The organism is Rufibacter sp. DG15C, from assembly GCF_001577755.1.
Classification (GTDB): domain Bacteria; phylum Bacteroidota; class Bacteroidia; order Cytophagales; family Hymenobacteraceae; genus Nibribacter.
In genome coordinates this window covers 3,487,969-3,513,936 of the sequence record NZ_CP010776.1, presented here as the reverse complement: position 1 = coordinate 3,513,936, position 25,968 = coordinate 3,487,969, and the positions used below count along the sequence as shown (strand labels likewise).

Sequence of the window (25,968 nt, the reverse complement as noted above, 5' to 3'; positions counted from 1 at the left end):
GTAAACTATGAAGAAACAACTCATATTCGCCACCGCCTCTTTACTGGTGTTTGCAGGCTGTCAGAAAAAAGGCGTCACCACAGCAGATACAGACAAGAGCTACAAAATCTCTGGCAAGATCAACAACATGACCACCGGCAAAGTCTACCTAGATGAGCTGGGAGAGCAGACTTTCACGCCTAAAGACACCGCCGAAATCAAGAAAGACGGCACCTTTGTAATGGAAGGTTCTGTGAATGAGCCGGCTATTTATAAACTAGGCTTTGAGAACAAGGAAGGCATCATGCTGGTGGTGGACAATAAGGCCATTCAAGTTACTGCAGATTCTGGCCAGATTGCCACCAGCTACAAAGTGACCGGTTCGCCAGACTCAGATTTGATTCAACAATTGAACACCATCATGCAGGGCATGCAGGAAGGCGTCACCAAGTTGAACGAGCGCTACCAGGCGGCAGCGCAGGCTGGCCAACAAGCAGAAATGGCCAAAATTCAGCAGGAGTTTATGACTGTGCAGAAAGGAAGCCAGGATAAACTCAAGCAGTTGATCAAAGCCAATCCGGCCTCGGTGGTTTCTGTGTATGCCTCTACCAATATCTTGAACCTGGAGGAGGAGTTTCCTTTTGTAGACAGCATGAGCATGGTTTTCAAGGAGAAACTGCCTAATTCACGCTATACCAAATCCTTGGAGACGCGCCTCTCTAGCATGCGGACCACGGCCCTTGGCAGCGTAGCCCCAGACATTAAATTAGCATCGCCGGCCGGCGCAGAGGTTTCCTTGTCTTCTTTGCGGGGCAAATATGTTCTGGTAGATTTTTGGGCCAGCTGGTGCGGACCTTGCCGCAAGGAAAACCCGAACGTGGTGCGCATGTACAACATCTACAAAGACAAAGGCTTTGAGATCTTCGGGGTGAGCCTGGACCAGGACAGAGCCAAATGGTTGAAAGCCATTGAGGTGGATAAACTAACCTGGCCACATGTGTCTGACTTGAAAGGTTGGGAGAGCTCGGCCGCTGCTTTGTATGGTATCACTGCCATTCCGCAGACCATCTTATTAGACAAAGAAGGAAAGATCATTGCCAAAAACCTGAGAGGACCGGCTTTGGAAGAGAAGCTAGCCTCCTTGATGAAATAGGAAACCGTTTTCAGACTATTTTCCTGAAAATAGGTCAAAAGCGAAAGAGCCCCAGCTGAAAAATCAGCTGGGGCTCTTTCGTTTAATGCATAAATCTATCTAGCCTAATTGCTTTTACTAGGGTTTAGAACCGAATGGCTATTGCAAGAAGATCTTTTGCAGCACGTCCCAGAGCTTCTTCTTCAGATCGGTATTGTTCTCAATATGGGCCAAGCTGTCTACGCGTACAAATCGAGTCTCATCTGCCTTGTACATTTTGTATGCCTCCAATTTCATCAAGTTCTCTACAGGCAAGGTTTCGCCAAACAGTAGAATTTGCTTTGCCTGTTGTTGGCGCGCCAGTTCTTTGATGTTTTGAATGTTGCCTGTCAAGAAATTCCCAAATTTAACTTGATCCGTAGCCAAGCCCACCGCTGCCAGAACCTTGCTCAAGAACTGGTGCCGCGGCATCTGGCTGAATTCTTCCTGATCTACCGCAAATAACAGATAGGTACCTTTTAAGGCATCGCCGTACCAATCCATTTCTTGGGAAGGTGATACAGGGGGTGCAGGGCTTTCTTGTTGAACGGGTTCCTCTTGCTTAGGCATCACCGGGATGGACGGAGTTTTCGCCACCGGGTTTTCCGCAATTGGAACCACCACCTGCGGGGCTACCTCAATGGTTTTTTCCTCAGGAATAAGGTACAGCGTGTCCTGCTTAAAAAGCTCCTGAAGAAATGCCGGATCAATGGGATGGCCAGTCATGCGTTTTTGGGCTGATTTCTGGAAAAGAGGCTAAAAATGGATTACTCAAAAAGCGACTTCAGTTCTGTAGCATCATCAGGTTTCATGCGGCCAGCCAAGATCAACCGAAGTTGACGGCGGCGCAAGGCACCGGCAAACTTTTCTTTCTCATCCTCAGTCTCAGGAACTGCTTCTGGCACGTCAATGGGGTTTCCAGACTGGTCTACAGCCACAAACGTGAAATAAGCTTCATTGGACTTCACCTTGGTACCAGACGGAATATCCTCGGCCCAGACGGTGATGTGCACTTCCATAGAAGAACTGAACGCACGCGTTACCTGTGCTTCTAGCGTGATAACGTTGCCTAACTTGATGCTTTCCCTGAACGACACATTGTCTACAGAAGCCGTTACAACAATGCGGTTGGAGTGTTTTTGCGCGGCAATGGCAGAGACAATGTCCATCCAATGCATCATGCGGCCGCCCATCAAGTTATGAAGGGTATTGGTATCATTTGGCAGGACCAGCTCGGTCATGCGTACGTACGTCTCTTTAACAAATTTTTGCTTGCGCATACAAAGGCTATAGTTAACCGTGCAAAGATACACGACCCACGTGAAAGCGGACCAGGAATTTTTTAAAGGAGTTACTCAATTGGCTACTGCCAACCCTGTTTGCCTAAGAGCGGCACAAACTTAAAATCGTCAAACTCTTCCTTGGTGAAGTCTTCTTTGCCCACTCTGGTAATGCGCATCATTTTCTGGGTGGCCGTGTCACCTACGGGTATCACCAGTTTGCCGCCAATGGTCAGTTGGGTGATGAGGGTTTTAGGAATGATGGGGGCGCCGGCGGTGACCAGTATCTTGTCAAAAGGTGCGTGCTGCGGAAGCCCTTCTGAACCGTCCCCCAAAAACGCCTGCGGCTTTAAGCCCATTAGCTCAAACTGCTTCTGCGCCTTGTGGTACAAGGGTTCATTGTACTCGATGGTATACACGTTGGGTGTGAGCTGCAATAGGATGCTGCACTGGTAGCCCGAGCCGGTCCCAATCTCCAGAACCTTGTCGGTGGGTTTAATTTCCAATAACTCGGTTTGGTAGGCGACGGTATAGGGCTGCGAGATGGTCTGGCCCTCGCCAATAGGGAAGGCCTTGTCTTGATAGGCTTGTTCTACAAAAGCATTTTCAAAAAAGTAGTGGCGCGGCACTTGTTCCAGGGCTTGCAAGACGCGTTTGTCTTTAATGCCCTTGTCCTGTACGGTGCGCACCAGGCTTTTGCGCATGCCTTTATGCCGATAACTATCAATTAACATGAATGTGTACTTTTAAAGCGTAAGCAGGCCAGCCGTCCTTACATGAATCGCTAAATTAGTAAAACCGGCGGTTCCCGCTTTCAAAAAATTACTACTCTTTAATACGTTTTTGCTGTTAGCTTTGTAGGCTTTATTCTTTTAAACCTTAAATAATCTTTGCAGTACCGCCGCAGTATGCACCTAAACAGATCTCTACATACCTACAAATTGGTCTTTGCTGATTTTCTGGCGGCGTTTTTGGCTTGGATTATCTTTTACCTGTCCAGAAGCTATGTGTTGCAGGATGTCACGGATGACTCCACCTGGTTTCTGCTGGAGAAGTCCTTTATCATTGGCACCATCTGGATGGTGTTGTACGCCTTGTTGGGCCGTTACCGAAACGTGTTCCGGCAGTCCAGGTTCAAGGAAATCATCCATCTGGGCACTTTCTCTTTAGGCGGGGCGGTAGCCATCTATTTGGCCTTTCTTATTGAAGACCCAATCCTCACGCAGCATGATCTTTATTTCAAGACCATTGCCACCTATTTCATCATTCATTTTCTGGTAGCCGTCGTTTTCAAGATGATTGCGCTCAAGCACCTCAAGGTGTTGGTGGCGAACGGCGATGTGTACTTTAAAACTTTGGTGGTAGGATCCAGTACCAATGCCCGTGAAGTTTATGATGAACTTCGTTACCACAACTGGCATTTAGGTTTGAAAGTAATAGGTTTTGTGCAAAGCGATGCCTCTAACGGCCATGCCTTCCCAGAACAAGTGACCTGTCTAGGCGGATTCCAGGACTTGCCCCAGTTAATAAGAGACCATGACATTGAAGAGGTGGTAATTGCCATTGAGCCGTCTGAGCATAAATTGATTGAGCAGATTCTGAGTTCTCTGGAAGGCGAGCAGGTAAGAATAAGTATCCTGCCAGACGTATATCAGATTCTGCTGGGCTCTGTGAAGGTGAACCACTTGTTTGGCACGCCCTTGATTGAGGTGAAGCAGGAGATCATGCCTGTGTGGCAGCAGATACTAAAGCGTGTCATTGATATAACTGTTTCACTAATCTTTTTGATCTGCTTTTTGCCCGTGTACGCTTTGGTTGCTTTGTTGGTGAAAGTTTCTTCGCCGGGGCCGGTGTTTTTTGCGCAGGAACGGATTGGCTGGCACGGTAAACCCTTCAAGATTTACAAGTTCAGAAGCATGTACCTGGACGCTGAAAAGTTAGGCCCGGCTCTTTCTTCAGATTTGGATCCACGTGTGACTAAGTTTGGACGGTTTATGCGCAAGATACGTTTAGACGAACTGCCCCAATTTTACAACGTCTTAAAAGGTGATATGAGTTTGGTAGGTCCCAGACCTGAGCGCCAATATTTCATTGACCTCATCACCCGGGAAGCTCCGCATTACCGACACTTGCAGCGCGTGCGCCCAGGCATCACGTCTTTGGGCCAGGTGAAATTTGGCTACGCCCAAAATGTGCAAGAGATGGTGCGCCGTTTAAAGTATGACATCCTCTACATTGAGAACATGTCCCTGGCCATGGACTTCAGGGTGATGCTCTATACTATCAAAATCATTGTACAGGGAAGAGGGAAGTAGATTGACTGTGGAAATTTGAAGTTTTGTAAATTATCAATCTTCAAATCTCCATTTTTTCAAATTTTCAAATAGAGATTATGTTCACAGGAATAATAGAAGCGTTGGGTACCGTGGTGGCTATTAAGGACGAGCAGAGCAATCGGCATTTCACTTTGACCTGCCCGTTTACGCAGGAGTTAAAGATAGACCAGAGCGTGGCGCACAACGGCGTTTGCCTGACAGTGGTAGAGATAGAAGGAAACAACTACACCGTTACTGCCATTGACGAGACCCTATCCCGCACCAACCTTGGTGACTGGAAGGTAGGAGACACAGTGAACCTGGAGCGTTGCCTGTTGGCGCATAGCCGCTTTGACGGACATATTGTGCAGGGACATGTAGACCAAATAGGCATTTGCACCGAGGTGGTAGACCAACACGGGAGCTGGCTTTTCAGGTTTAAATATGAGTCCAACGCGGCCGGAAACGTGACTGTGGAGAAAGGATCCATCTGCATCAATGGCATTAGTCTGACGGTGGTAGAATCTGGCGAGGATTTCTTTTCGGTGGCCATTATCCCGTACACCTTTGAGCATACCAATCTGGGCAAGGTTAAGCCCGGCGACAAAGTCAATCTGGAGTTTGATATCATTGGCAAGTACGTGGCCAGACTGCTCCAAAAGTAAACCCGTTTTTGGCCTGTTTTCAAGAAAACAGGCCAAAAACGGGTTTACAGAGAGGATGGAGGTCTATTAAGAAGTCCAGTATGAGTACCGCTTTTCTATGAATCTATAGACGTAGATACTTAAGAAAGCGGCGCCTACGCCAATGGCAGCACCCACGGTAATGTCGCCGGGGTAATGGACCCCCAGGTAGATGCGGCTGTAGGAAATCATGGTGGCCCAAACCAACAGAAACGCTTTGAACCAACGCTGCTGCCGAGGCAGCATGATGCACAGGAACACGGCAATGGCAAAAGAGTTGGCGGCATGGGAAGAGACAAAGCCATAGCGCCCGCCGCACCCGTCCACCACGCGCACCGCCGTGCCAATCACCGCCTCATGGCAGGGCCGCAAACGCTCAAAGAAGGGCTTAAAAATCCCCGAAGCAACAAAATCGGCTAAGCCCACGCTGGCGGCTAAAGAAAGCACCATCAAAACGCCTCGCTTCCTGTAAAAGTAGATGAGCAGGATGATGAGCAACAAGTAAAAGGGGAACCAGACATATTTGTTAGAAATCAACGTCATGAAGGTGTCCCAGAACGGCGAATGCCGGCTGTTGAGCTCCAGAAACAGGGTTTGGTCCAGTGATTTTAATTTATCCATTGGCGTGCATGTTCACCCAGTCAATTCCTTTGGTAAAACAAGCCAGGGACGCCGCTTCTGGCGTGCCTGGCGCAGGAGCGTGGCTGTAGTGCCAGCTGGCCAGCGGAGGGAGGCTCATTAAAATAGACTCGGTGCGGCCGTTGGTCTCCAGTCCGAACTTTGTACCCCGGTCATTCACCAAGTTAAACTCCGCATAGCGGCCGCGCCTGATCAACTGCCATTCCTTTTCCTGGGGGCTGTAAGGCTTGTCGCGGTTCAGGTTGACTAGGTGCGTATAAGTGGGCGCAAACGTATCAGCCACGGCCTGCACAAAGTCAAAGCGGTCCTCAAGGGTTATGTTTTCTTTAGGAGTCAGGCGGTCGAAGAAGATGCCGCCAATACCACGGGTTTCTTCGCGGTGCGGAATGTAAAAATAGTCATCGGCCCACTTCTTGAATTCAGGATAATAGGTTGGCTGGAACCGGTCACAGGTGTTCTTTAGCTGCTGGTGGAAGTACTGGCCTTGCTCTTCGTACACGTAGATGGGAGTGAGGTCAATGCCGCCGCCAAACCAGGCCTCGCCGTTGCCGGCTTCAAAATAGCGAACGTTCATGTGCGTGATGGGCACGTGCGGGTTCTCAGGATGAATCACCACAGACACGCCCGTGGCGAAGAAGTGCGGGTCAGGCATCAAGAGGGCCTTGGCCGCTTTCTCATGCAAGACGCCTTCAACGGCAGAGAAGTTGACGCCGCCTTTTTCAAAAACCGCCCCGTTCTGAATGACGCGCGCCGCGCCACCGCCACCGCCCGGCCTGTCCCAAATGTCTTCCTGGAACTTGGCGATTCCGTCACAGGTCTCCAAGCTTTGGCAAAGCCGTTCCTGAAAATTCTTAAACCATTGTTGTACGTCTTCTTTCATAGCAGTTGGGCGTGGGCGTTTTTGACCTGTTTTCGCAAAAGTAGCCTATAATCAATACTTACCGAATAGCGGCCTCGGCTATTTTCTATTATGTCCTATATTTCGTACTTTGGAGGGCAAACAAATGTTAGCTTATGGAGTCCACCCCAGTAGATTTTTCTGTGAAAGTTGATCAAAAGATTCTTGTAAACGCCTATAGACTCATGCTCACCGCCAAAACCATGGCCGATGTGTATGAAGAAAATAAAGCCATTTGTAGTAAATACGTTCATAGTACCTCCAGGGGACATGAGGCCATCCAATTAGCCACCGCCTGCCACTTAACACCCCGGGATTTTTTGTCTGTCTATTACCGCGACGAGTCCATTTTGCTGGGCCTAGGCATGCAGCCCTATGAGCTCATGTTGCAGTTGATGGCCAAGCGCGACGATCCCTTCAGCGGGGGCCGCACCTATTACGGACATCCGTCCTTGCGCCGCGAGGGTTTCCCAGTGATTCCGCACCAAAGCTCTGCCACGGGCATGCAGGCCATTCCGGCCACGGGCATGGCGCACGCCATTTCGTATCTGGAGTCGCAAGGTCTAGAGGATGTAGAAGAAGGCAGAGTGGCGCTTTGCTCTTTAGGCGATGGTTCCGTGACCGAAGGCGAAGTAGCCGAGGCCTTCCAGATGGCGGTCTTAAAAAAACTTCCCATCATTTACCTGGTGCAGGACAACGACTGGGGCATCTCGGCGACGGGATCTGAGATGCGCGCCATGGATGCCTACGAGTATGCCGCCGGCTTTAAAGGCATGGAGCGCCTGCGCGTAGACGGCGCCGACTTTGTAGATTCCTTCCTGGGCATGGAAGAGGCCTTCAGGATTGCGCGCACAGAGCGCCGTCCGGTGTTAGTGCACGCCAAATGTCCGTTGCTGGGCCACCATACCTCTGGCGTGAGAAGAGAATGGTACCGTGGCGACAACCTATCCCAGCATTCCTTGCTTGACCCGCTTCCTAAATTAGGAAACCTGCTTTTAGAGTTGGGCATGACCGAAGGTGAGTTGGAACAGCTAGTGCAAGAAGTACAGGAAGATGTGCAAGCCCAATACGAGCAAGCCCTGGCCGCCGAGAATCCAGACCCGGCCACGTTTAACCTGCATGAGTTTGCGCCAACGCCCGTGACTGAGGAGAAAGGCAATAGAAATCCTTATGGCGCCGAGAAAACCACCATGGTAGACGCGGCCTTGCATGCCGTGGATGATATTTTAAAGCAGTACCCAGAGGCTTTGTTTTATGGACAGGACGTAGGCGGTGAATTAGGCGGGGTGTTCAGAGAAGCAGCGCTTTTGGCCAAGAAATACGGAGACAACCGCGTCTTCAATACACCCATCCAGGAAGCTTACATAGTGGGTTCTACAGCCGGTATGTCGGCGGTAGGAGCCAAGCCCATTGTAGAGATACAGTTCGCGGATTATATCTGGCCGGGCATCAACCAATTGGTAGAAGAGCTTTCTAAAAGCTGCTATCTGAGCATGGGCAAATTCCCGATTCAGTCTTTGATACGTGTGCCCATTGGCGCGTACGGCGGGGGCGGGCCTTACCACTCGGGTAGCATTGAGTCCACGCTTTTGAACATCCGCGGCATCAAGGTAGTTTTCCCAAGCAACGCCGCCGACATGAAAGGCCTTATGAAAGCCGCCTTTCTGGACCCGAATCCTGTGGTGATGCTGGAGCACAAAGGCTTGTACTGGTCCAAAGTACCGGGTACCGAAGACGCCAAGACCATTGAGCCAGACGCTGATTATATTCTGCCGCTAGGCAAAGCCAACGTAGTGCAACAAGCCCATGAAGATGAATTGCGTAACGGCAACAGCGTGACCGTCATTACCTACGGCATGGGCGTGTATTGGGCCAAGGCCGCCAGTAAGCAGTTGCCCGGATCTGTGGAGATTGTAGACCTGCGCACCCTAAATCCTTTGGACTGGGAGACCGTTATCGCTTCAGTGTACCGTCATGGCAAAGTATTGGTCCTGACAGAGGAGCCCTTGATGAACTCCTTCGCAGAATCCTTGGCAGGTCGAATTTCCAAAGAATGCTTTCAGAAGTTAGATGCCCCGGTGTTTACCTTAGGCGCTGAAAACCTTCCAGCTATTCCGTTGAATGTAGAGCTGGAGAAGATGATGCTGCCTAATGCTGATAAGGTGCTGGCTGCTTTGACCGAATTGTTGGAGTATTAAGAAAAAGACGTTGGTATCTAGAAGTTGGATACTAGCCGATGAAATAAAATCAGCCCTTCGTTTTTGGCCCGTTTCTGAGAAGACTGGTCAAAAATGAAGGGCTGATTTTTTGTTTGCAGCTAGCTTTAGTATCTAGCTTCTAGCGTACTTTCTAAAAGGGATACCCAATCCCTAGGTTAAAGGTGGTTTGGTTGCTGTTGCCAATGACTTTGGTGGGCTGGAAATCGCCTAAGACAAAGCGTTCGCCTTTGGCGCGGGCAGGATCATGGACCTTGGTGGCAATGTCAAAGCGCAAAATGGCAAACCCAAAATCCAGACGCACGCCAAAGCCCGTGCCTACAGCCAGTTCCTGATAGAAACGGTTGAACTCAAACTTGGCACCAGGCTGGCTTACTAAACCTTCTTCGGGGTCACCGTTTACGGCCCCAGGAGTGGTAGCACCTTCTTTAAACAGCCAGACGTTACCTGCATCCAAGAAGACGGCGCCGTTGACCATGGTGGTCCCAAACCTAAACATCCTGAACCTGTACTCAGAGTTCAGTTCAATCAGTATTTCGCCTGGTTTCTCAAAGTTGTAATTGATGGTATTGTCGGTGTTGTTAATACTGGCGCTGGACCCAGGCCCCAGACGTCTAGGCAACCAAGCACGCACACTGGATGGGCCACCGGCGAAAAAGAACTTGTCATACGGCAGAATCTGCGAGCCACCCATGGGTTTGGCAAGGCCCACGTTTCCTCTGTACACAAACATCATGTTGGGACCCACGGGGTGGTACCGGCGATAGTCAAAGCTTCCCTTTAAGAATTTATAGGTGTTCAGCTTGTCAAAGCTTTGCGCCAAGTACTGTCCTAGAAAACCGCCCGACTCAACAAACAGCCGCACTAGTTTCGCGTCATTGGTCTGGTTGTAATTGGCCGTGTTGAACAAACTGGTAAAGTGCACCGATGACACAAAGGCGTCATTGAAGCTTTGCAGCAACGGGTAGCCCTGCGCCTCTAAGCTCACCAGGTTCTCTCTGAAGCTTTCCTGAATTCTAGGGACGCTGATGATGTTCAAATCTACCGGCGAGAAGCTGAACTGGTGCACGTTCCGTTTCTGCCAGATGTAGTCCAAAGACACGTTGAAATTGGTACGGGTGTACTCGTTTCTGTCCACATACGTGTAGCCAGTACTGACCCTGGTTCTGGGGTTGTAACTGACCAGAATCTTGTTGGTGTTAAAGGGCACTAGAAACTGCGGAAAGGTGATGCCCAGGTCGGTGCCAATCTCGGTACGGCGGCCCACGGTCCCGTCACTAATCTGCAACTGTCCCTCCACGCCGGCGCGTACCCCAATGTCAAACAGTTCTGCGCCGCCAAAGAAATTCCTGATCCTGAAACGCAAACTGGTATACGGTCCCGGCACGCGCTCCGTGAAGGTAGCGCCCACCTCGGTGGTCTCCTGAAACCTAGGCAGCGGGGAGGTATTGATGACGGCGTTCAATTGACCCGTGTGGCTCTGGGTATGGATCGTGTCCGCCAGCTTGGTGTAATTGATGGTGGTGTACTTGAACATATCCAGGCTGGACAGGAGCCGCTGGTTGTCAAGCGTGTTAGTATTGGAATATTTCTGTCCTGGTCGAATAATCACTTTCCGGTCCAGAATCTTAGGCGAGAACCGCTGACGGTAGGCCAAATAATAGACATTGTTCAAGAGCAAGGTATCCCGCTGCCTGCCAAACCTGGATGTGCCCGCATCTGAGATGAAGGAAACCTTGTTAATGGTATACACCTTATGCACCGATGTATCTGAGGGGTTGGCCACCTGCGTCACCATGCGCACGGTGTAGGCTTCAAAGCTGGTGTCTGCCTCAAACGAGACAAACTGCTGCCTGAAATCATAATAGCCGTTGTTTTTCAGGAGCGCCTCAATCCTTACGCGCTCTTGGGTAAGAATGGCCTCGTCAAAATTCTGCTGCAGCTTGATGTGGCTGGCCGGCTCAGTCGCCTTAATCAAACCAAGCACCGCCGTGTCTGGAATAGAGTAGGAGTGCTGGGTGATTTTAAAGGGAGCGTCCTCTTTGATGTGCAGCGTCACAAAGACCTTCTTCGCCTTTTCCTCTTTGCTGGCGGTCACGGCGCTCCTAAAATAGCCTTTGGAGTTGAGGTACAATTTGACTTGGTCCACAGATTCCACCAGCAATAAGGAGTCGAATATGGCCGGTGGCTCGCCCACAGTGCGCATCATCCAGTTCCCATTCTCTTTTTTGTTCTGCAGCTTGGCCAGTTTATTTTCCTTCCGCTCAATGATCTTGTCCACGTGCACGGAGTCACTGCCGGCCTTGGCTACCTTGCGGTTAAAGTCAGTGGTTTCTTCTTCTATCTCCTTCTGGATGCGGTCAGGGTTGTAGAAGCGCTTGCCTAAATAGTAGAGGTGCAGGTACAATGGAAAGCCTAAGACGCGTCTGTTGGGCTTTTGGCGGTAGAGCGCGGCAATGGCGGCCTTGTCATTCTGCTCCACGCCCTCCAGCTTGATGCGGCGCAACAGTTTCTCATTGGCGGCCAAATGACGGGTTGGCGAGCAGGCCCCTAAAAGGCACAGCATTGTGAATGCCGCCCCGATTACGTAACATCGTAGCTTCAAACGTAGACAGGATATGATTTCGAAAGGGAACTTGAAGTACATTAGGTCACTGCAAATAAAGAAATATAGAGGGCAACACCAAGCTTTCACGGTAGAAGGCGAAAAGAGTGTCACCGAACTGCTGCATTCTGATTTTGAGATTGAGGCAGTTTTTGCCACAGAAAAATTCCTTCAGAAGCATACCACACTTCTTAAGAAAGGTTTTGCCGTGGAGCAGGTCACCGAAGAGGAACTGGCCAAAGCCGGCAGCCTGGAAAGCAACAACGCCGCCCTGGCCATTGCCAAAATGAAACCGGCCCAGTCGTTTCAATGGAACGAACAGGAATTGGTTTTAGCCTTGGACGAGGTGCGCGACCCCGGCAACCTGGGCACCATCATTAGGATTGCGGACTGGTACGGGCTCACATCCATTGTCTTGTCAGAAACCTCGGCAGATTTTTACAACCAGAAAGTCATCAACGCTACCATGGGTTCTTTTACCAGAGTCACGCCCCATTATGTGAACCTGAAGGATTTCCTGAAGGCCCGACCTACCAACTTTCCAATATTTGGAGCCGCCTTGCAAGGAGAAAACGTGCACCGCCTGGCCTTGCAGCCAACGGGCGTTTTGATCATGGGCAACGAAGCCCACGGCATCCGGCCAGAGATCATGGACCTGGTCACCCAGCCCATTAAGATACCCGGCCGCGGCGGAGCGGAGTCTTTGAACGTGGGTACTGCCACCGCCATACTTTTGGACAATTTCTTCAGGAATATCTAAGGAACGGGCACGAACTCTTGCAATTTCATTTTTAGCCTATTTCCTAGATAATAAGCTAAAACCGGAGGACTACTTATCTAAAATAAAAAAGGGAGCCATAAGCTCCCTTTTTTACATTCCAACATTTAAAAACTTTAAATTCTGTTCTACTTAGATTAGAACTTCATGATTCTCATACCTATGGCCAGGGCATTGGCTTTAGGGCCTTTGTTTTCCTCAAACAATTCGTTGAGGTTGTATTTCACAAAGAACTCCAGGCTTCTTACTCCTACAAAACCTGACAAACCGTACTGAAAGTCTTGTAAATGGAAGTCATCTTTCTCTTTAGATTTCTCAGTGTCGCCGTTCTTAGAATATTTAATCTTGGTATGACTGCCAATCATGTACCCAGCAAATCCGCCGGCACCAATTCTGAAGTTAGATTTTCCGCGGCTGTTTCTAAAGTCAAGTCCCAACTCAAGAGGAATGGTAAGAGTGGTAGTGGCCAATTTGCTTTTGTCCAGAGACAGGTCGTTAGGTCTTACAAAAGATACGCGCTCACCTGCATTCACTAGCATGGTGTTGTCGTCAAACATGTAGTTGTGGAAGTCTAAGGTAAAACCAGAGTGCAAGCGAACCGGGCTGTTTTCACCACCTAAGCGGTTCATCCATTTTGAGTTTAAGCTTACATAGCGAGAACCAAATGTTTTTAGCTGCACGCTTTCAGTGGATCCAGGAAGCATTTCTTTGTTGGCCCAAGTGCTTACGCCCAGGTCAATCTGGAAATCATACCCAGACTTAGGATTGCGTACTATTTCTTTTTCATCCTCGTCATCGTCGTCATCATCATCTTTACCCACGTTCACTTTCAGGGTAGACTCATCGTCATCTCCGTCCACGCTCACGTCAATCTTCACGTTTTTGATTTCCTTTTTGATCACCTGACGGCCGTCTTTGGTGTCTTGGGTGATGGTGATGTTGATGTCCTCATTTTTGTTGCCGCCGTCTACGGTAATGGTCACGGGTTGGTCATTGGCAGCAGAGCCGGCTCTTTCAATTTCTGTAGTGTGCTTGTCTAGCAGGGAAACCAGAGAATCCAGGTTCATGGCTTTTATACTTTTCAGATCCTTGAGGTCTTTCACCACTACCAGCACCTGGGAGTTGTTTTTGAGCTTCATAATCAAAGTATCTTGCGCTACAGGCTGGAAAGCCACTTTTGTTTCGGCGCGAGAAGGCAAGGCGATTGCAGCAGCCATCATGATGGCCGAGAGCAGGGCGTACATACGTTTCATAGTAATTGGACTTTAGAGAGTGATAGTTTTAGATATTTTTTTGTTTCCGATGGTGGTTTCCAAGGCGTAGGTGTGTTTGAGTCCTAGTTCTTTCAGGTCAATTTTTTCGCCTTGGCTTAAATTTTTCACTTGTTTGAAGATGCCTTTCATCACCTTACCGGTGCTGCGTCCGCTGTTGTAGTCCTTGTCCGCTTCTAGCTCCTTGGTGTTTTGGGCCAGCTTGGTAGGTTCTGCCATAGTGTTGTCTAGCTTGACAATAATCTCCATGGGCTCAGCAGCAGCTGCAGTAGATGAGGTTGAGGCGCCGTTGGTAGAAGCAGCGTTTGAAGCAGGAAGCGTGGCCTGGGCCAACATCTCTGGTTCTGGCGTCTGCAATCTAATGGGGGCAACCTGTGTCTTCATCTTTTCCTGTGGGGCTTTTGGGGCAACATCTCTTTTTTTAGAAGGAGCACTTGCAGTACCGGTTTCTGCCTTGCGGCCTTCTGTTTGGATAGATGCAAGAGCTTGTGAGCCGGTTGCCTGGGCAGAAGGAATTTTTTCAATTATTTTATTTCCTTCTTTTTCTGCCTCTGTTGGCGTGGCTTCTGGCTGAGCAGATAGGACCTTCTCCACCTTGGCTGCCATGGGCACAGACCCTTGGTTAATCTGCTGGCCTGGTCTTAGCATCCAGATGCTCACCGTAATGAGGAGCACAATGGCCGCCGCGGCAGACCAATACCACATCACGGGCTTTTTCTCTTCTTGCTCTACCGGTGGCTGCATGCGGGCTTGCATGCGTTCCCAAACGTCATTGCTGGGGGCCACGGGTCTGTTCTGGAGTTTGTCTCTAAACAGTTTGTCTAAATCTTCTGCGCTCATATCTGTATAGGTTAGATATCAATCGTGATTCCTTGTTCTGCCAACATGCGCTGTAGCATGGCTCTGGCTTTGCTTAACTGTGACTTAGAGGTGCCTTCACTGATGTTGAGCATCTCTGCGATCTCTTTATGCGAGTAACCTTCAATGGCGTACAAGTTGAATACCGCTCTGTAGCCGGCCGGTAAGTCATGTAGCATCTCCATCATCTCCTCGGCAGACATGTCGCTGTCAGCGGTGGCGTCCTCAGAGGCCAGATGGATGTGCTCTTTTTCAATGGCCAGGTGCAGCGGCTCCTTCTTTCTTAGATACTGAAGAGCCTCATTGACCATGATGCGGCGTACCCAGCCTTCAAAACTTCCTTTTTGCTCAAACCTGTCCACGTTTTGGTACACTTTCATGAACCCGTTGATCAAGACCTCCTCCGCGTCCATTTCGTTCTTGAGGTAACGCAGGCAGACACCCATCATGGGCCCTCCAAAGCGTTCGTACAAGAAGCGCTGGGCTTTTGCATCGCCGGTCTGCAGTGCCTTTACCAGATCTGTTTCGTTCACGGTTGTAATAGTTTAAGCGATAGTATTTGTGCCTGTTTGATGGTTAGATGCAACTCCGTTGTTTATGGTTGCCTGCGGAAGAGAAAAAAGCGTAAATTCTTTTCGGGGATATTATATGAGGTTGTCAACCCACTATTATTTAGCTACTTATGTCCTGTAAGAAATGTTGACCTTTTTGGGCGAGTTGTTTGTTTAAAACCAAAGCCAAGTGAACAAGTGGCCAATAAATTATAGAATTGGCCTGTTTTTCAAATATTGGCTAAATTAGCAATTGCTGTCCTATAGTATATTAACCTAAGTAGATAAATTATGAAATCAGTCCTATTAGCCTTGATGATGTGCGTTATGTTTCTGGGCGCCTGCGCGCAGGACAAACCAAGTGAGCTATTGACGCCGGTACAATACAAAAGCCTAGCCCAGAAAGAAAAGGGAGTATTGCTGGATGTGAGGACGCCTGAAGAGTTCGCGGCCGGGCATTTGCATACCGCGCTTAACTCAGATTTTAGCGGAGGTAAGTTCGGGAAGGAGTTTACCGCGTGGGACAAAGACAAAACCTATTACGTGTACTGCGCCTCTGGCAATAGAAGCGGCAAGGCCGTCCAGCAAATGAAGGCTGCGGGCTTTACCAAGGTATACAACATTGGTGGTTTTACTTCATTGAAAGAAGCCGGAGTTCCGGTAGGCGACCAGAAGTAATCCTTTAAACTTCCCCTAAACTAAAAGAGCGTTTTTGGCCTGGTTTACAGAAAACAGGCCAAAAACGCTCTTTTAGTTTATAGCTGTTGGGTCTTAATAATTGCCCACCGATAGCATCACTAAGGTGCAGGCGTGCAAGGTTTGGATATTCTGTTCCTTGGCCTTGTTCTCCAGTTCGAAATTTTCTGTGCCCGGGTTAAAGATGATGCGTTTTGGGTGCAAGGACAATATATAGTCATACCAGCTTGGCTGGTTCTGCGGCCCTACATACAAGGTCACCGTGTCTACCTCGTCTATGGTTGGTTTATCGGTTTCAATGGGCAACCCGGCAACTTCGCCACGCCTAATGCCCACGGGCACTACTTCATGGCCATAGCTTTTCAATTGATGCACAGCCTTATAACTAAACCTTGAGGGGTTATCTGAGGCGCCTATTACTACTGTCTTTTTCATCGTTTTTCGCTTATTTTCCAGTAAACAGGTCAAAAACGGACCTAGTAGTTATACTGAGAACCGTATGCAAGTGTTCCTGCTTTACCGCTGAATCAACAAAGCCACCTGCTCCGCACAGCGTTCACCGTCCATGGCCGCCGACACAATGCCACCCGCGTAACCAGCGCCCTCGGCGCAGGGGAAGAGGTTCTGAATCTGAGGATGCTGCAAAGTTTCCTTGTCTCTGGGTATGCGTACCGGCGAAGAGGTTCTGCTTTCTACACCCACAATCTGGGCCTCGTTGGTCAAATAGCCGCGCATTTTGTAGCCAAACTCTTGGAACCCGCCACGTAGACGTTGCCCTATCATAGGAGGCAACATGTCCAACATGTCTACACTGGCCAAACCAGGCTGGTACGAAGTTTCTAATAGGGAAGAAGACACTTTTCCTTTCACAAAGTCTTGGAGACGTTGGGCAGGTGCCACTTGCGTGCCACCGGCCACGGCACAGGCTTTTTGCTCCATGGCCTGCTGCAAGCGCAACCCCGCTAAGGCTCCGTGATTTTTCAGGTCCATGTCCTCCAGGTTAATGGCCACCACTATCCCAGAATTGGCAAACTTGGAGTCGCGGCGGCTAGGGGACATGCCGTTTACCACCACCTCGCCAGGTGCGGTGGCCGACGGAACAATGAAACCGCCCGGGCACATGCAGAAGGAGAAGACCCCGCGCTGCTGGCCTTTGTAATCCACTTGCTGCACCAGGGCATAACTGGCTGCTGGTAAATAGTTTCCGCGGTCTCCGTTGCAGTGATACTGAATGCCGTCAATCAGACTCTGCTGGTGCTCTACCCGCACGCCCATGGCAAACGGCTTGGCCTCTATGAGAATATTCTTCGCGTGCAGCAACTCGTAAATATCACGAGCCGAGTGGCCGGTTGCCAAGATCACGGCCTCGCCTTCAAAGGTGGCATCAGTGGCAGTATGAACGCCGCGCATCTGCTGGCCCTCTATTATAAAATCAGTGACGCGGGTGTCAAAATGGATTTCGCCGCCGGCGTTAAGGATGGTTTCCCTGAGCTGAGCAATTAAGACCGGGAGCTTGTTGGTTCCAATATGCGGATGGGCGTCAAACAAAATATCCTGGGTAGCACCATGCTGCACAAAAATCTGCAACACGCGTTGCACATCGCCGCGCTTCTTGGATCGGGTGTAGAGCTTACCATCAGAGTAGGTGCCCGCCCCGCCTTCGCCGAAGCAATAATTGGAATCTGGGTTCACGATGTGCTCTTTGTTGATGGCGGCCAAATCTCTTCTTCTGGCGCGCACGTCCTTGCCACGTTCCAGCACCACCGGTTTCAAGCCTAACTGTATGCAACGCAAAGCCGCAAACAGACCAGCTGGGCCCGCACCTACAATCAGGACGCGTTTGGCGTCTGGCTTGAGTTCAGGGTATTGGTGGGTGGGAATAAGCTGCGAAATATCTGGGACCTGCGCATAGACATCGGCGCGAATCTTCACTTGCACCTGGCGGCTGCGGGCGTCTATGGAGCGTTTGATTTTGTGGATGTAGGCGGCTTCTTCTGAGGCAGATATACCGGCTAATTGGAGGAGTTCGCGGTCAAGCAATGCTGGGTCATAGGCCACCTCTGGCGCCAAGACCACATCAAGTTCTTTTTTCATAAATGACAGGTAAGGTAGTTAGCCTTAAAGTGTTACATAAAAGCAATGCTGTAAGCAAAGCCTTGGTGCTGCAAAGATACAGTGAATCGGTAACAGACCCCAGAAAAAGAAAATTCGTTTTTGACCTCATTTACAGAAATGAGGCCAAAAACGAATTTATATAAAGATAAAAACTAATTAATCTACTTCCCCGATGATGCTGTTCACCCAGCCTTTGCCCCAGTTGTCCATTTCCTCTTGGGTCCAAATGTTAGGATAGAAGATGCGCTTCTGGAATTTTGGAGGCAGGTACTTCTGCCAGTTGGTGCCACCCGTGGCCGCAATTACGTCTGGGTCGCGTTGCAGGTAGCGCACGGCAGATTTGTAGTGCATGAGCGGCCAGTTCACGTTCACGTTGCTGTCCAGCTCCTTTAGGTGCTTGATCAGCTTTTCGTTCAGCTGTTCCTCTGGGGTTAACCTATTAAAGACGGCAAAAATGTTCTTGTCTTTGTACTCGCGGGCGTGGGCAATGAGTTGGTCAGAGTATTTTTCTTCAAACTGAAGCAAGGTCAATGTTTTAGCGCCTGAGGCTGCTTCTGTCGCGCCTTCTTTCCAATAAATGCAGCCAAACATCTCCTCATCTGTGGTTTGCAGACCCAGAGCCTCGCGCTTGGCTTTGTCTGTGAGGTTGCGCAGATCTGTAGAGGCTATCTCAATCATGCGGTACTGTACCGATTGGAATCCGCTGGCCGGCATCAACGTCATCCTGAACTTGAGGAACTCCTTCTGGTCCATGCCCTCCACCATCACCTCAAAGGAGTTGATGAGGTTTTCAAAATACCGGTTGATGCGTCCTACGCGCAGAGTCAACATGGCAGCGGTAGGAGCGGGGTCATCGGCTATTTGTCTGTACTCATGCAGGCACAGCTTAAAATACAGCTCGGTGATCTGGTGGTACATGATGAAGATCTCCTCATCCGGAATTTTAGTTCTTGGGTTTTGGAGGCTGAGCAACGTGTCCAAGTGGATATAATCCCAGTAGTTAAGGAAGTCTGCATACAAAAGACCCTCCAGGTAAGACGCTAGGTCCTGTCCCAGGGGTTTGTATTTCTGCTCCAGTCTGCTGAGCATTTCTAAAACTTCAGGCTTGAAAATAGGATCTGCCATATATTTTTTAGAGTGGGTGTAAGAATCTTTGAATTGAAGCGACAAAGAAAGCAAAAGATAATGGGAGTGAAGGTGACAAATGTCAGTTTTGCGAAACCAGACTAGGCAGACTTTTCAGAATTCTTTCTCTTCAGGTGTAGGTATATCTAAAAAATACGATACTCACTGCCAATAGGTGGCCAGATTGTTTACCTTTGGAAGAGGAAGATTACAAATTATGGCAGAGAAAAGCAGCATTTTTGATATGATCGGGCCCGTGATGATTGGGCCTTCCAGCTCACATACAGCAGGGGTGGTACGCATTGCGCGCGCCGCTATCAGGATTTTGGGGGCCAAGCCTACGTCGGCGGTAATTACTTTTTACAACTCGTTTGCCCGCACCTATGAGGGCCACGGCAGCGACCGCGCCATTGTTGCTGGTTTACTAGACTATAAGACAGATGACACCCGCATAAAAGATGCGTTTGACCATGCCAAGGAAAACGGCCTGCAATACACGTTCAAGTCTGTTGGCAATGCCTCTACCATGCACCCCAACACCATTAAGTTGAACCTAACCACCGCAGACGGTAAACAGGCCGAGGTGATTGGGCAAAGCCGGGGCGGCGGGGTAATCAGCATTGTGGAAGTGGACGGGTTTCCTTCTAATTTCTCAGCCAACCTGCACACCTTGATCATTGACGCAGATGACGTGACGGGCAGCATTGCCTTTATTGCGAGCGTCATAGCCCATGATGACTGCAACATTGCCACCATGAACGTGTCTAGAAAAGGCCGGAATGAATTGGCCCGCCAGTTCATAGAAATGGACTCTGGCTTGAGGCCCATCACGCTGGACTACCTGCGCCAGTTAAAGTGGGTGAAAAATGTAATCTATATCCCTAATATTGATTTATAACATGAGAAGTTTCTCCTCAACTGTCCTTGCTACCCTAGGTTTGGTGATTGGATCTTATTCCTACGGGCAGGCCCAGACCGCTACGGGCTCAGAAACCGTCTGGACGCTACAGCAATCTGTAGACCACGCGGTTAAAAATAACCTACAGATCAGGCAGTCTGGCTTGGCGGTGGACAGAGCGGCAGTAGACGTGAAGCAGGCGCGCTTTGAGCAATTGCCTAGCCTTTCGGGGAGCGCCTCACATGGGTTTAACAATGGTTTCTTCTTAGACCCAGCCCGTAATGAGCTGCAAAACACCCAAAGCTGGACAGGTGGCGCCAACATTAGCGGCCAACTTAACTTGTTTAGCGGCTTGCAGAACACCAATACCATTAAGCGTAACAAACTAGATTTGCAGGCTACGCAATTAGACCAGCAGAAAGCTCAAAACGACGTGGTGTTGAGCGTGGTAACGGCTTTTATGCAAGTGCTGCTTAACCAAGAGCTATTAAAGACCAACCAGGAGCGCGTAAAATTAACCCAAAGCCAACTTGAGAGAACTCAGAAGCTGTTCAAAGCGGGAAGCGTGCCTGAAAGCAACGTCCTGGATTTGAATGCTCAGATGGCAAGCGATGAATTGAACATCATCACGGCCCAGAACAACATTGAGTTAGCCGAACTACGCCTCATTCAACTTCTGAACCTGGAAAATGCCTCACCGGCTAATTTTTCAATTGCCATTCCTACCATTCCAGATCCAGACCAGTCTGTCATCAACTTCTCGCCACAGGAAGTATATCAGTCCGCGGAACAGGTAATGCCCGAGATTAAACGCGCCAATGTTAGGCTGGAAAGCGCCATGCGCAGCGTGGAGATTGCCCGGGGCGGATACTTACCTAGCTTAAGTTTGGTAGGCAATATCAGCACCCGGTACTCCAGCCGTTCCTCCTTGATTGATTTAAGCAGCGTTCGCATGGAATCCCAGACCGTGGGTTTTGTGGGAGGTAATCCTAACCAACCGGTAACCGCCTTCTTCCCAACCTATTCTGCAGCAGACTATCCATACATTGACCAGTTTAAAGACAACATTGGGGAGTACATTGGATTGAGCTTGAACGTGCCCATCTTGAACGCCTTTAGAGTGCGCAACAACGTGCAACTTTCCAGAATAGGCGTGCAAAATGCCCAGTTAAATGCAGAAATAGCTAAAAACGACCTACAACAAACCATAGCGCAATCTTATACAGACGCCGTGGGAGCCCAAAGAAGGTTTGTGGCCGCCAAAAGACAATTAGAGGCCTTTGAGCAAGCCTACAAAAACGCTGAGATACGCTTGAACAACGGCTTGATCAACAACGTGGACTTCAACGTGGCCCGCAATAACTTAGTCAAAGCCCAGTCTGACATCATTCAGGCCAAATATGATTACACCTTCAAACTGAAGATTTTAGAATTCTACCAAGGAAAAACCATTACACTCTAATCCAACCATGGCTAAACGTAAATCAAACAAACTAATCTACATCTTAGGCGGTCTAGTTGTACTGCTATTGATAGGGGCTTTAGTGGCCAAGAAACAAGGTTGGATAGGCAAAGAAGAAGGAACAGAGGTTATGGTGGACAAGGTAAAACCAACCACCATTGTAGAGAAGGTAAGTGCCTCAGGCAAAGTACAACCAGAGATTGAAGTAAAGATTTCGCCGGACGTATCTGGTGAGATTACTGAGTTGTATGTAAAAGAAGGTGACTCTGTGAAAGCGGGCCAATTGCTGTTGCGCATCCGTCCTGACAATTACCAGTCCATGGTAGAGATGCAGTCTGCCTCTGTAAATACGCAGCGCGCTAACCTAGCCCAGGCAAGAGCCCGTTTAGATCAGGCTTTGGCTAACAGCAAGAACGTGCAGCAGACCTATGAGCGCAACAAAACCTTATACAACCAAAAGGTAATCTCCCAATCTGAGTTTGACGCCAGCCGTGCCCAGTATGAAGCCAACCGTGCCGAAGTGGATGCCGCGCGTCAGAACGTGAGAGCCGCCCAATCTACCGTGCAAAGCTCCATTGCCTCTCTAGAGGAGTCTAGAAAGAACTTGAACAAGACCACCATTTACTCACCAGTGAACGGTACTGTTTCAAAGTTGAACATTGAGAAAGGAGAGCGCGTGGTAGGAACGTCTCAAATGGCGGGTACTGAGATCATGCGCATTGCTAACCTCAACAACATGGAGATACGCGTGAACGTGAATGAGAATGACATTGTCCGCGTGCGCGTAGGCGACTCTGCAATTGTAGAAGTTGATTCGTACACCAGCTCTAACCGCAAGTTCAAAGGAATTGTTACGGCCATTGCCAACACTGCCAAAGACGCTGTTTCTTTAGAAGCCGTGACCGAGTTTGAAGTGCGCATTAGAATGCTGAACGACTCTTACAAAGACTTGGTACAGAAAAGCGGTCGTACGCCCTTTAGACCGGGCATGACGGCTTCTGTAGACATCATCACAGACCAGCAAGATAATGTATTGTCTGTACCTTTGGCTGCTGTCACCACCCGTTCTAAGGAGGACAAAGACGCCAAGAAAGCCGCCGACAAAAAAGCCGAGGAATCTACAGGCCAGCCAAAACCAGAGCGCACCGCCGAAAGACCTGATGAAGTAGTGTTTGTGCATGACAAAGGCGCGGTGAAAATGGTGAAGGTCACCACGGGCATCAGTGACTTTGACAACATTCAGATTCTGTCTGGTTTGAAAAAAGGGCAGGAAGTAGTTTCTGGACCGTTTAGAGCAGTCTCTAAGCAATTGAAAGACGGAGACAAGGTAACCGTAAAGGATGAGAAGTCGTTGAGCAAAGACTTGAAGGACGATCCGTCTAAAGAAGTTGAAATTGATTAACACCCCTGTATCAATTGGAAAGAATAGCAGTTTTAGGCGGCGGCAGTTGGGCCACCGCCCTTGTAAAGGTCTTATCTGAGAACAAGGCAGATGTGCGCTGGTGGATCCGGAACCAGGATGACGTGCACCATTTGCAACAGTTTGGCCACAATCCCAGATACCTTAGCGGCGTAAAGTTTGACTTAAACCATGTCAAGCCTTCGTCTAATCTTATAGAAACAATTGAGGGGGCTGACTGGGTAATCTTAGCCGTGCCGGCAGCCTTTGTACAGACTGCACTAAAGGATTTGCCGCTAGATGCCTTTAAAGGCAAGACGCTTATTTCTGCGGTGAAAGGAATGATCCCGAAGGAGAACTTGCTTATCACGCAGTACCTTGAGCAGAAGTACAACGTCCCGGCAGACCACCAGTGCGTGATTGCAGGTCCCTGTCACGCCGAGGAAGTAGCTTTAGAGAAGCAGTCTTACCTGACCATTGGTTCTTTGAACATGGAACGGGCCGAGCAGTTTTGTGCTCTATTGCGCAACCGGTACGTTAGGGCCAATCCTTTAGATGACATGGACGGCATTGAGTATTGCGCCGTTATGAAGAACATTATAGCGCTGGCCTGCGGTATTGCCCATGGGTTGAACTACGGTGATAACTTCCAGGCGGTGATGGTCTCCAACTCCATGCAGGAAATAGAGCGCTTTGTAGACGCTTTAATGCCTTTGAACCGCGACCTAACGGGCAGTGCTTATCTGGGAGATTTGCTGGTAACCGCCTATTCACAGTTCAGTAGAAACAGGACCTTCGGGAATATGATTGGCCGAGGCTACACGGTTAAGTCTGCGCAGGTGGAGATGAACATGGTGGCGGAAGGCTACTATGCCGTAGAAAGCATCTTTGAAATCAACAAGCGTTTGAACGTAGACATGCCCATAACTACGGCTGTGTATCATATTTTATATGAGAAGATTTCGCCAACCGTGGAGATTGAGATTCTCAAGGACAAATTCAAATAAGAAGGCTTAATACCATTCCTTATTATAAAACGAAAGCGCCCACTTCTCTAAGAGGTGGGCGCTTTCGTTTTGGCCTATTTTTAAGAAACTAAGCTAAAAACGGCAGGTTTTTACTTTAACTGAAATTATAATCAAGTGCAGTTAATATACTTTATATCAGGTTGCAATATTTTTTAAAACGATAGTAACTCCTCATATAGACGGTGGACAGGTAAGCCCATCACGTTAAAGTAGGAGCCTTCAATGCGTTCAATACCAACCATGCCTAACCAGTCCTGGGCGCCATAACTTCCGGCCTTGTCAAAAGGCTTGTAGTTGTTGATGTAATAGTCAATTTCGTCTCTGCTCAATTCCCTGAAGTGGACAGTGGTGACATCATGGAAGACCAAGCTTTTCTCTGTAGACATCAGGCAGACTCCGGTGTAGACCTCGTGGCTGCGGCCAGAAAGATGGGTGAGCATCCGGGTGGCTTCGGCGTGGTCGTATGGCTTGTTCAGCACTTTGTCGTCTAAGCACACAATGGTGTCTGCAGTGATGAGAACCTCATTGGGTTGCAGGTCTTCTTGGTAAGCAGTGGCTTTATGGGCAGCTAAGTATTCCGCTACTTCGGCTTTCACCAATTCTGGAGAATAGGATTCGTCTACTTCTTTCAAGCGCACTTCAAAAGGAATGCCCAAGTTGGTGAGCAACTCTTTCCGTCTGGGCGAGTTGGAGGCCAGGATGATGGTTTTATCTAAATTCATTTTCTTCAATTGAGCTAAATAGGAAACCGCAAATTACTTTAGGATAGAAGAAGGTTGATTTTTGAGGCATGACGGCCCCAGATGCGCACACCTTTCTAACTTCTTGCATTTTTACTTCATTGGTGATAAAGGCTACCTGCGCCTGGCCACTGTCTACCTTGGTAATGCATTCAGTGAAGCTCCGGATGTAAGACAACCCCGGATAGGTTCTTTGTTCTTCCTGGTTTACCTTCAGGATCTGTTCAAAGACAAAGAAATGCAGGACTGTTAAATCCAAATCTTTCACCTCTTGTGGCACCGGCCAATTTAATTGAGCATGGACTTCGGGCTTCAGGATAATCTTATAGGCCTGTCCGTCTATGTATACCCCAAAAGCCCATTTCTTCCCAACAATCAAGTCTGTCAATGAGAAAGAGTCTTCAATGGGCTTAACGGTGAAATACTCTTCTAATTTACCTAGAAACTCTTCTGAGGAAATAGGCAGTTGTTCTAACAAGCGGTGCGTAGGCAAAATCCGCAGATCATCAGAATCTGCGTTGGTGAGGTACATTAGGTGGTAGTTGAATGCCTCGTTACCGGTGGCATCAGGATGGAGCGCCATCATTTTTTTGCGGTAGGCCAAGGAGCCTTCATAGCGGTGGTGCCCATCTGCCAACAACACCTGTTGGTCCTTTAAATGGTCTACAAACTTTTGAATAACCACTGCATCATGGATCACAGAAAGTACGTCTCTTACCCCTTGGTAATCTTCAGACTCATACAGTGGGGAAGTGATGCTCTCATCCATGTATTGCTCCAACGAAAAATCAGGGTCTTCATACAAACCATGGGTGGCGCTGGTTTGCAATTTGGTCTGCTCCAATAATTCTATGCGGTCATTTACGGCCGCCGGAATAGTGTTTTCATGGCGCAAGACTACGTTTTCTTCCCAGGCATAAGCTTTAATGTGGCACATGAATCCCTTCCTGATGTATTCCTTCTCTGAGCCAGGCAGCCTGAAATACTGATAATACACATAAATGCCCGGCAAAGGGTCTTGCAGAAGGATTTCGGCGCGTTTCCAGTGTTCAACGGTACGTTTGGCGCTTTCTGCGGGTGCCGGACCAGGTGGCACGGACAAGTGAATGCTGTTGTAAGAATTACGGTACAAGGCCTGCCGCTGCTTAATGGACACCACGTCAAACAGAGGAGAGGTGAGCGCGTCAATGGAGAACGGCAACTTGGGATTGTATCTAAAGCCTTTGATAGGCAGAATTTCGGCCATGGGCGTTTTTGGGCT

Annotated in this window: 24 protein-coding genes; 10 read left to right on the top strand and 14 right to left on the bottom strand. The window is 49.0% G+C overall.

The genetic code is table 11. The features are described from left to right. Window positions 1-7 precede the first annotated feature (7 nt). Window positions 8-1,132, top strand: a complete 1,125-nt coding sequence (locus tag TH61_RS15050; protein WP_066511122.1) for a TlpA disulfide reductase family protein — start codon at window positions 8-10, stop codon at window positions 1,130-1,132. A gap of 138 nt (window positions 1,133-1,270) precedes the next feature. On the opposite strand, the gene TH61_RS15045 is transcribed toward TH61_RS15050, so the two are convergent. The 3 genes from TH61_RS15045 to TH61_RS15035 form a co-directional block, all read right to left on the bottom strand. Further along, window positions 1,271-1,876: a hypothetical protein gene (locus tag TH61_RS15045; RefSeq protein ID WP_066511119.1), complete on the bottom strand. Its 606-nt coding sequence runs from the start codon at window positions 1,874-1,876 to the stop codon at window positions 1,271-1,273. Between the two features lie 41 nt (window positions 1,877-1,917). Then, complete coding sequence (locus tag TH61_RS15040) at window positions 1,918-2,430, bottom strand: acyl-CoA thioesterase (RefSeq protein WP_066511116.1); 513 nt, start codon at window positions 2,428-2,430, stop codon at window positions 1,918-1,920. 83 nt (window positions 2,431-2,513) lie between these two features. After that, window positions 2,514-3,164 (bottom strand): protein-L-isoaspartate(D-aspartate) O-methyltransferase, encoded by a 651-nt coding sequence (locus TH61_RS15035; RefSeq protein ID WP_066511113.1) that lies wholly within the window; start codon window positions 3,162-3,164, stop codon window positions 2,514-2,516. 174 nt (window positions 3,165-3,338) lie between these two features. On the opposite strand from TH61_RS15035, the gene TH61_RS15030 reads away from it, so the two are divergent. Further along, window positions 3,339-4,745: a sugar transferase gene (locus TH61_RS15030; RefSeq protein ID WP_066511107.1), complete on the top strand. Its 1,407-nt coding sequence runs from the start codon at window positions 3,339-3,341 to the stop codon at window positions 4,743-4,745. A gap of 77 nt (window positions 4,746-4,822) precedes the next feature. Beyond that, window positions 4,823-5,410 carry a riboflavin synthase gene (locus tag TH61_RS15025; RefSeq protein ID WP_066511105.1) on the top strand — a complete coding sequence of 196 codons (588 nt, stop codon included), beginning with the start codon at window positions 4,823-4,825 and terminating at the stop codon, window positions 5,408-5,410. Between the two features lie 66 nt (window positions 5,411-5,476). Here the strand turns inward: TH61_RS15025 and TH61_RS15020 are convergent, their stop codons facing one another. Next, entirely contained in the window at window positions 5,477-6,049 is a 573-nt protein-coding gene (locus tag TH61_RS15020) for a phosphatase PAP2 family protein (protein WP_066511098.1), read from the bottom strand. Beyond that, entirely contained in the window at window positions 6,042-6,947 is a 906-nt protein-coding gene (gene hemF / locus TH61_RS15015; RefSeq protein WP_066511096.1) for an oxygen-dependent coproporphyrinogen oxidase, read from the bottom strand. The genes TH61_RS15020 and hemF overlap by 8 nt, the downstream gene beginning before the upstream one ends. 134 nt (window positions 6,948-7,081) lie before the next feature. On the opposite strand from hemF, the gene TH61_RS15010 reads away from it, so the two are divergent. After that, window positions 7,082-9,163 (top strand): thiamine pyrophosphate-dependent enzyme, encoded by a 2,082-nt coding sequence (locus TH61_RS15010; RefSeq protein WP_066511094.1) that lies wholly within the window; start codon window positions 7,082-7,084, stop codon window positions 9,161-9,163. Window positions 9,164-9,314: 151 nt separating this feature from the next. On the opposite strand, the gene TH61_RS15005 is transcribed toward TH61_RS15010, so the two are convergent. Further along, the gene (locus TH61_RS15005; RefSeq protein ID WP_066511092.1) at window positions 9,315-11,747 is read right to left on the bottom strand and encodes a BamA/TamA family outer membrane protein; all 2,433 of its coding nucleotides are present in this window, start codon (window positions 11,745-11,747) and stop codon (window positions 9,315-9,317) included. 52 nt (window positions 11,748-11,799) lie between these two features. On the opposite strand from TH61_RS15005, the gene TH61_RS15000 reads away from it, so the two are divergent. Next, entirely contained in the window at window positions 11,800-12,546 is a 747-nt protein-coding gene (locus TH61_RS15000; RefSeq protein WP_066511089.1) for an RNA methyltransferase, read from the top strand. Window positions 12,547-12,701: 155 nt separating this feature from the next. Here TH61_RS15000 and TH61_RS14995 read toward each other — a convergent pair whose 3' ends face one another. From TH61_RS14995 to TH61_RS14985, 3 genes are read right to left on the bottom strand one after another with little or no spacing between them, the layout of a single operon-like run. Beyond that, window positions 12,702-13,817: an outer membrane beta-barrel protein gene (locus TH61_RS14995; protein WP_082780397.1), complete on the bottom strand. Its 1,116-nt coding sequence runs from the start codon at window positions 13,815-13,817 to the stop codon at window positions 12,702-12,704. A gap of 12 nt (window positions 13,818-13,829) precedes the next feature. Continuing rightward, window positions 13,830-14,675 carry a hypothetical protein gene (locus tag TH61_RS14990; RefSeq protein WP_066511083.1) on the bottom strand — a complete coding sequence of 282 codons (846 nt, stop codon included), beginning with the start codon at window positions 14,673-14,675 and terminating at the stop codon, window positions 13,830-13,832. 11 nt (window positions 14,676-14,686) lie between these two features. Further along, window positions 14,687-15,226, bottom strand: a complete 540-nt coding sequence (locus TH61_RS14985; protein WP_066511081.1) for an RNA polymerase sigma factor — start codon at window positions 15,224-15,226, stop codon at window positions 14,687-14,689. Window positions 15,227-15,535: 309 nt separating this feature from the next. Between TH61_RS14985 and TH61_RS14980 the strand changes: the two genes are divergently transcribed. Further along, a complete protein-coding gene (locus TH61_RS14980; RefSeq protein ID WP_066511078.1) occupies window positions 15,536-15,922 on the top strand; it encodes a rhodanese-like domain-containing protein in 387 nt (128 codons plus the stop codon). A 93-nt stretch (window positions 15,923-16,015) separates the two neighbouring features. On the opposite strand, the gene TH61_RS14975 is transcribed toward TH61_RS14980, so the two are convergent. The 3 genes from TH61_RS14975 to TH61_RS14965 form a co-directional block, all read right to left on the bottom strand. Then, the gene (locus TH61_RS14975) at window positions 16,016-16,375 is read right to left on the bottom strand and encodes a CoA-binding protein (protein WP_066511075.1); all 360 of its coding nucleotides are present in this window, start codon (window positions 16,373-16,375) and stop codon (window positions 16,016-16,018) included. An 81-nt stretch (window positions 16,376-16,456) separates the two neighbouring features. After that, window positions 16,457-18,034, bottom strand: a complete 1,578-nt coding sequence (locus TH61_RS14970) for an NAD(P)/FAD-dependent oxidoreductase (RefSeq protein WP_066511073.1) — start codon at window positions 18,032-18,034, stop codon at window positions 16,457-16,459. Between the two features lie 177 nt (window positions 18,035-18,211). Then, complete coding sequence (locus TH61_RS14965; RefSeq protein ID WP_066511071.1) at window positions 18,212-19,180, bottom strand: tryptophan 2,3-dioxygenase family protein; 969 nt, start codon at window positions 19,178-19,180, stop codon at window positions 18,212-18,214. Between the two features lie 217 nt (window positions 19,181-19,397). On the opposite strand from TH61_RS14965, the gene sdaAB reads away from it, so the two are divergent. The 4 genes from sdaAB to TH61_RS14945 are packed head-to-tail and all read left to right on the top strand — an operon-like array spanning window position 19,398 to window position 23,946. After that, window positions 19,398-20,078, top strand: a complete 681-nt coding sequence (sdaAB, locus tag TH61_RS14960) for an L-serine ammonia-lyase, iron-sulfur-dependent subunit beta (RefSeq protein WP_066511069.1) — start codon at window positions 19,398-19,400, stop codon at window positions 20,076-20,078. Window position 20,079: 1 nt separating this feature from the next. Further along, window positions 20,080-21,540 (top strand): TolC family protein, encoded by a 1,461-nt coding sequence (locus tag TH61_RS14955; RefSeq protein ID WP_066511066.1) that lies wholly within the window; start codon window positions 20,080-20,082, stop codon window positions 21,538-21,540. A 7-nt stretch (window positions 21,541-21,547) separates the two neighbouring features. Then, complete coding sequence (locus tag TH61_RS14950; protein WP_066511064.1) at window positions 21,548-22,942, top strand: efflux RND transporter periplasmic adaptor subunit; 1,395 nt, start codon at window positions 21,548-21,550, stop codon at window positions 22,940-22,942. Between the two features lie 14 nt (window positions 22,943-22,956). Next, entirely contained in the window at window positions 22,957-23,946 is a 990-nt protein-coding gene (locus tag TH61_RS14945) for an NAD(P)H-dependent glycerol-3-phosphate dehydrogenase (protein ID WP_082780396.1), read from the top strand. 173 nt (window positions 23,947-24,119) lie between these two features. Here TH61_RS14945 and TH61_RS14940 read toward each other — a convergent pair whose 3' ends face one another. Both TH61_RS14940 and TH61_RS14935 read right to left on the bottom strand, forming a co-directional pair. Beyond that, window positions 24,120-24,689, bottom strand: a complete 570-nt coding sequence (locus TH61_RS14940) for a Maf-like protein (protein WP_066511061.1) — start codon at window positions 24,687-24,689, stop codon at window positions 24,120-24,122. Next, a complete protein-coding gene (locus TH61_RS14935; protein WP_066511060.1) occupies window positions 24,676-25,953 on the bottom strand; it encodes a DUF1015 domain-containing protein in 1,278 nt (425 codons plus the stop codon). Before TH61_RS14935 ends, TH61_RS14940 begins: the two co-directional genes overlap by 14 nt. Between the last annotated feature and the right edge of the window lie 15 nt (window positions 25,954-25,968).

Excerpts from the sequence above, each read along its gene's own strand:
- TH61_RS15025 (WP_066511105.1), top strand. The coding sequence starts at position 4,823 with ATGTTCACAGGAATAATAGAAGCGTTGGGTACCGTGGTGGCTATTAAG.
- sdaAB (WP_066511069.1), top strand. The coding sequence starts at position 19,398 with ATGGCAGAGAAAAGCAGCATTTTTGATATGATCGGGCCCGTGATGATT.
- hemF (WP_066511096.1), bottom strand. The coding sequence starts at position 6,947 with ATGAAAGAAGACGTACAACAATGGTTTAAGAATTTTCAGGAACGGCTT.
- TH61_RS14940 (WP_066511061.1), bottom strand. The coding sequence starts at position 24,689 with ATGAATTTAGATAAAACCATCATCCTGGCCTCCAACTCGCCCAGACGG.
- TH61_RS14955 (WP_066511066.1), top strand. The coding sequence starts at position 20,080 with ATGAGAAGTTTCTCCTCAACTGTCCTTGCTACCCTAGGTTTGGTGATT.
- TH61_RS14965 (WP_066511071.1), bottom strand. The coding sequence starts at position 19,180 with ATGGCAGATCCTATTTTCAAGCCTGAAGTTTTAGAAATGCTCAGCAGA.
- TH61_RS14950 (WP_066511064.1), top strand. The coding sequence starts at position 21,548 with ATGGCTAAACGTAAATCAAACAAACTAATCTACATCTTAGGCGGTCTA.
- TH61_RS15035 (WP_066511113.1), bottom strand. The coding sequence starts at position 3,164 with ATGTTAATTGATAGTTATCGGCATAAAGGCATGCGCAAAAGCCTGGTG.
- TH61_RS14980 (WP_066511078.1), top strand. The coding sequence starts at position 15,536 with ATGAAATCAGTCCTATTAGCCTTGATGATGTGCGTTATGTTTCTGGGC.
- TH61_RS14990 (WP_066511083.1), bottom strand. The coding sequence starts at position 14,675 with ATGAGCGCAGAAGATTTAGACAAACTGTTTAGAGACAAACTCCAGAAC.
- TH61_RS14935 (WP_066511060.1), bottom strand. The coding sequence starts at position 25,953 with ATGGCCGAAATTCTGCCTATCAAAGGCTTTAGATACAATCCCAAGTTG.
- TH61_RS15050 (WP_066511122.1), top strand. The coding sequence starts at position 8 with ATGAAGAAACAACTCATATTCGCCACCGCCTCTTTACTGGTGTTTGCA.
- TH61_RS15030 (WP_066511107.1), top strand. The coding sequence starts at position 3,339 with ATGCACCTAAACAGATCTCTACATACCTACAAATTGGTCTTTGCTGAT.
- TH61_RS15005 (WP_066511092.1), bottom strand. The coding sequence starts at position 11,747 with ATGCTGTGCCTTTTAGGGGCCTGCTCGCCAACCCGTCATTTGGCCGCC.
- TH61_RS14995 (WP_082780397.1), bottom strand. The coding sequence starts at position 13,817 with ATGAAACGTATGTACGCCCTGCTCTCGGCCATCATGATGGCTGCTGCA.
- TH61_RS15020 (WP_066511098.1), bottom strand. The coding sequence starts at position 6,049 with ATGGATAAATTAAAATCACTGGACCAAACCCTGTTTCTGGAGCTCAAC.
- TH61_RS15000 (WP_066511089.1), top strand. The coding sequence starts at position 11,800 with ATGATTTCGAAAGGGAACTTGAAGTACATTAGGTCACTGCAAATAAAG.
- TH61_RS14975 (WP_066511075.1), bottom strand. The coding sequence starts at position 16,375 with ATGAAAAAGACAGTAGTAATAGGCGCCTCAGATAACCCCTCAAGGTTT.
- TH61_RS15040 (WP_066511116.1), bottom strand. The coding sequence starts at position 2,430 with ATGCGCAAGCAAAAATTTGTTAAAGAGACGTACGTACGCATGACCGAG.
- TH61_RS15045 (WP_066511119.1), bottom strand. The coding sequence starts at position 1,876 with ATGACTGGCCATCCCATTGATCCGGCATTTCTTCAGGAGCTTTTTAAG.
- TH61_RS14970 (WP_066511073.1), bottom strand. The coding sequence starts at position 18,034 with ATGAAAAAAGAACTTGATGTGGTCTTGGCGCCAGAGGTGGCCTATGAC.
- TH61_RS15010 (WP_066511094.1), top strand. The coding sequence starts at position 7,082 with ATGGAGTCCACCCCAGTAGATTTTTCTGTGAAAGTTGATCAAAAGATT.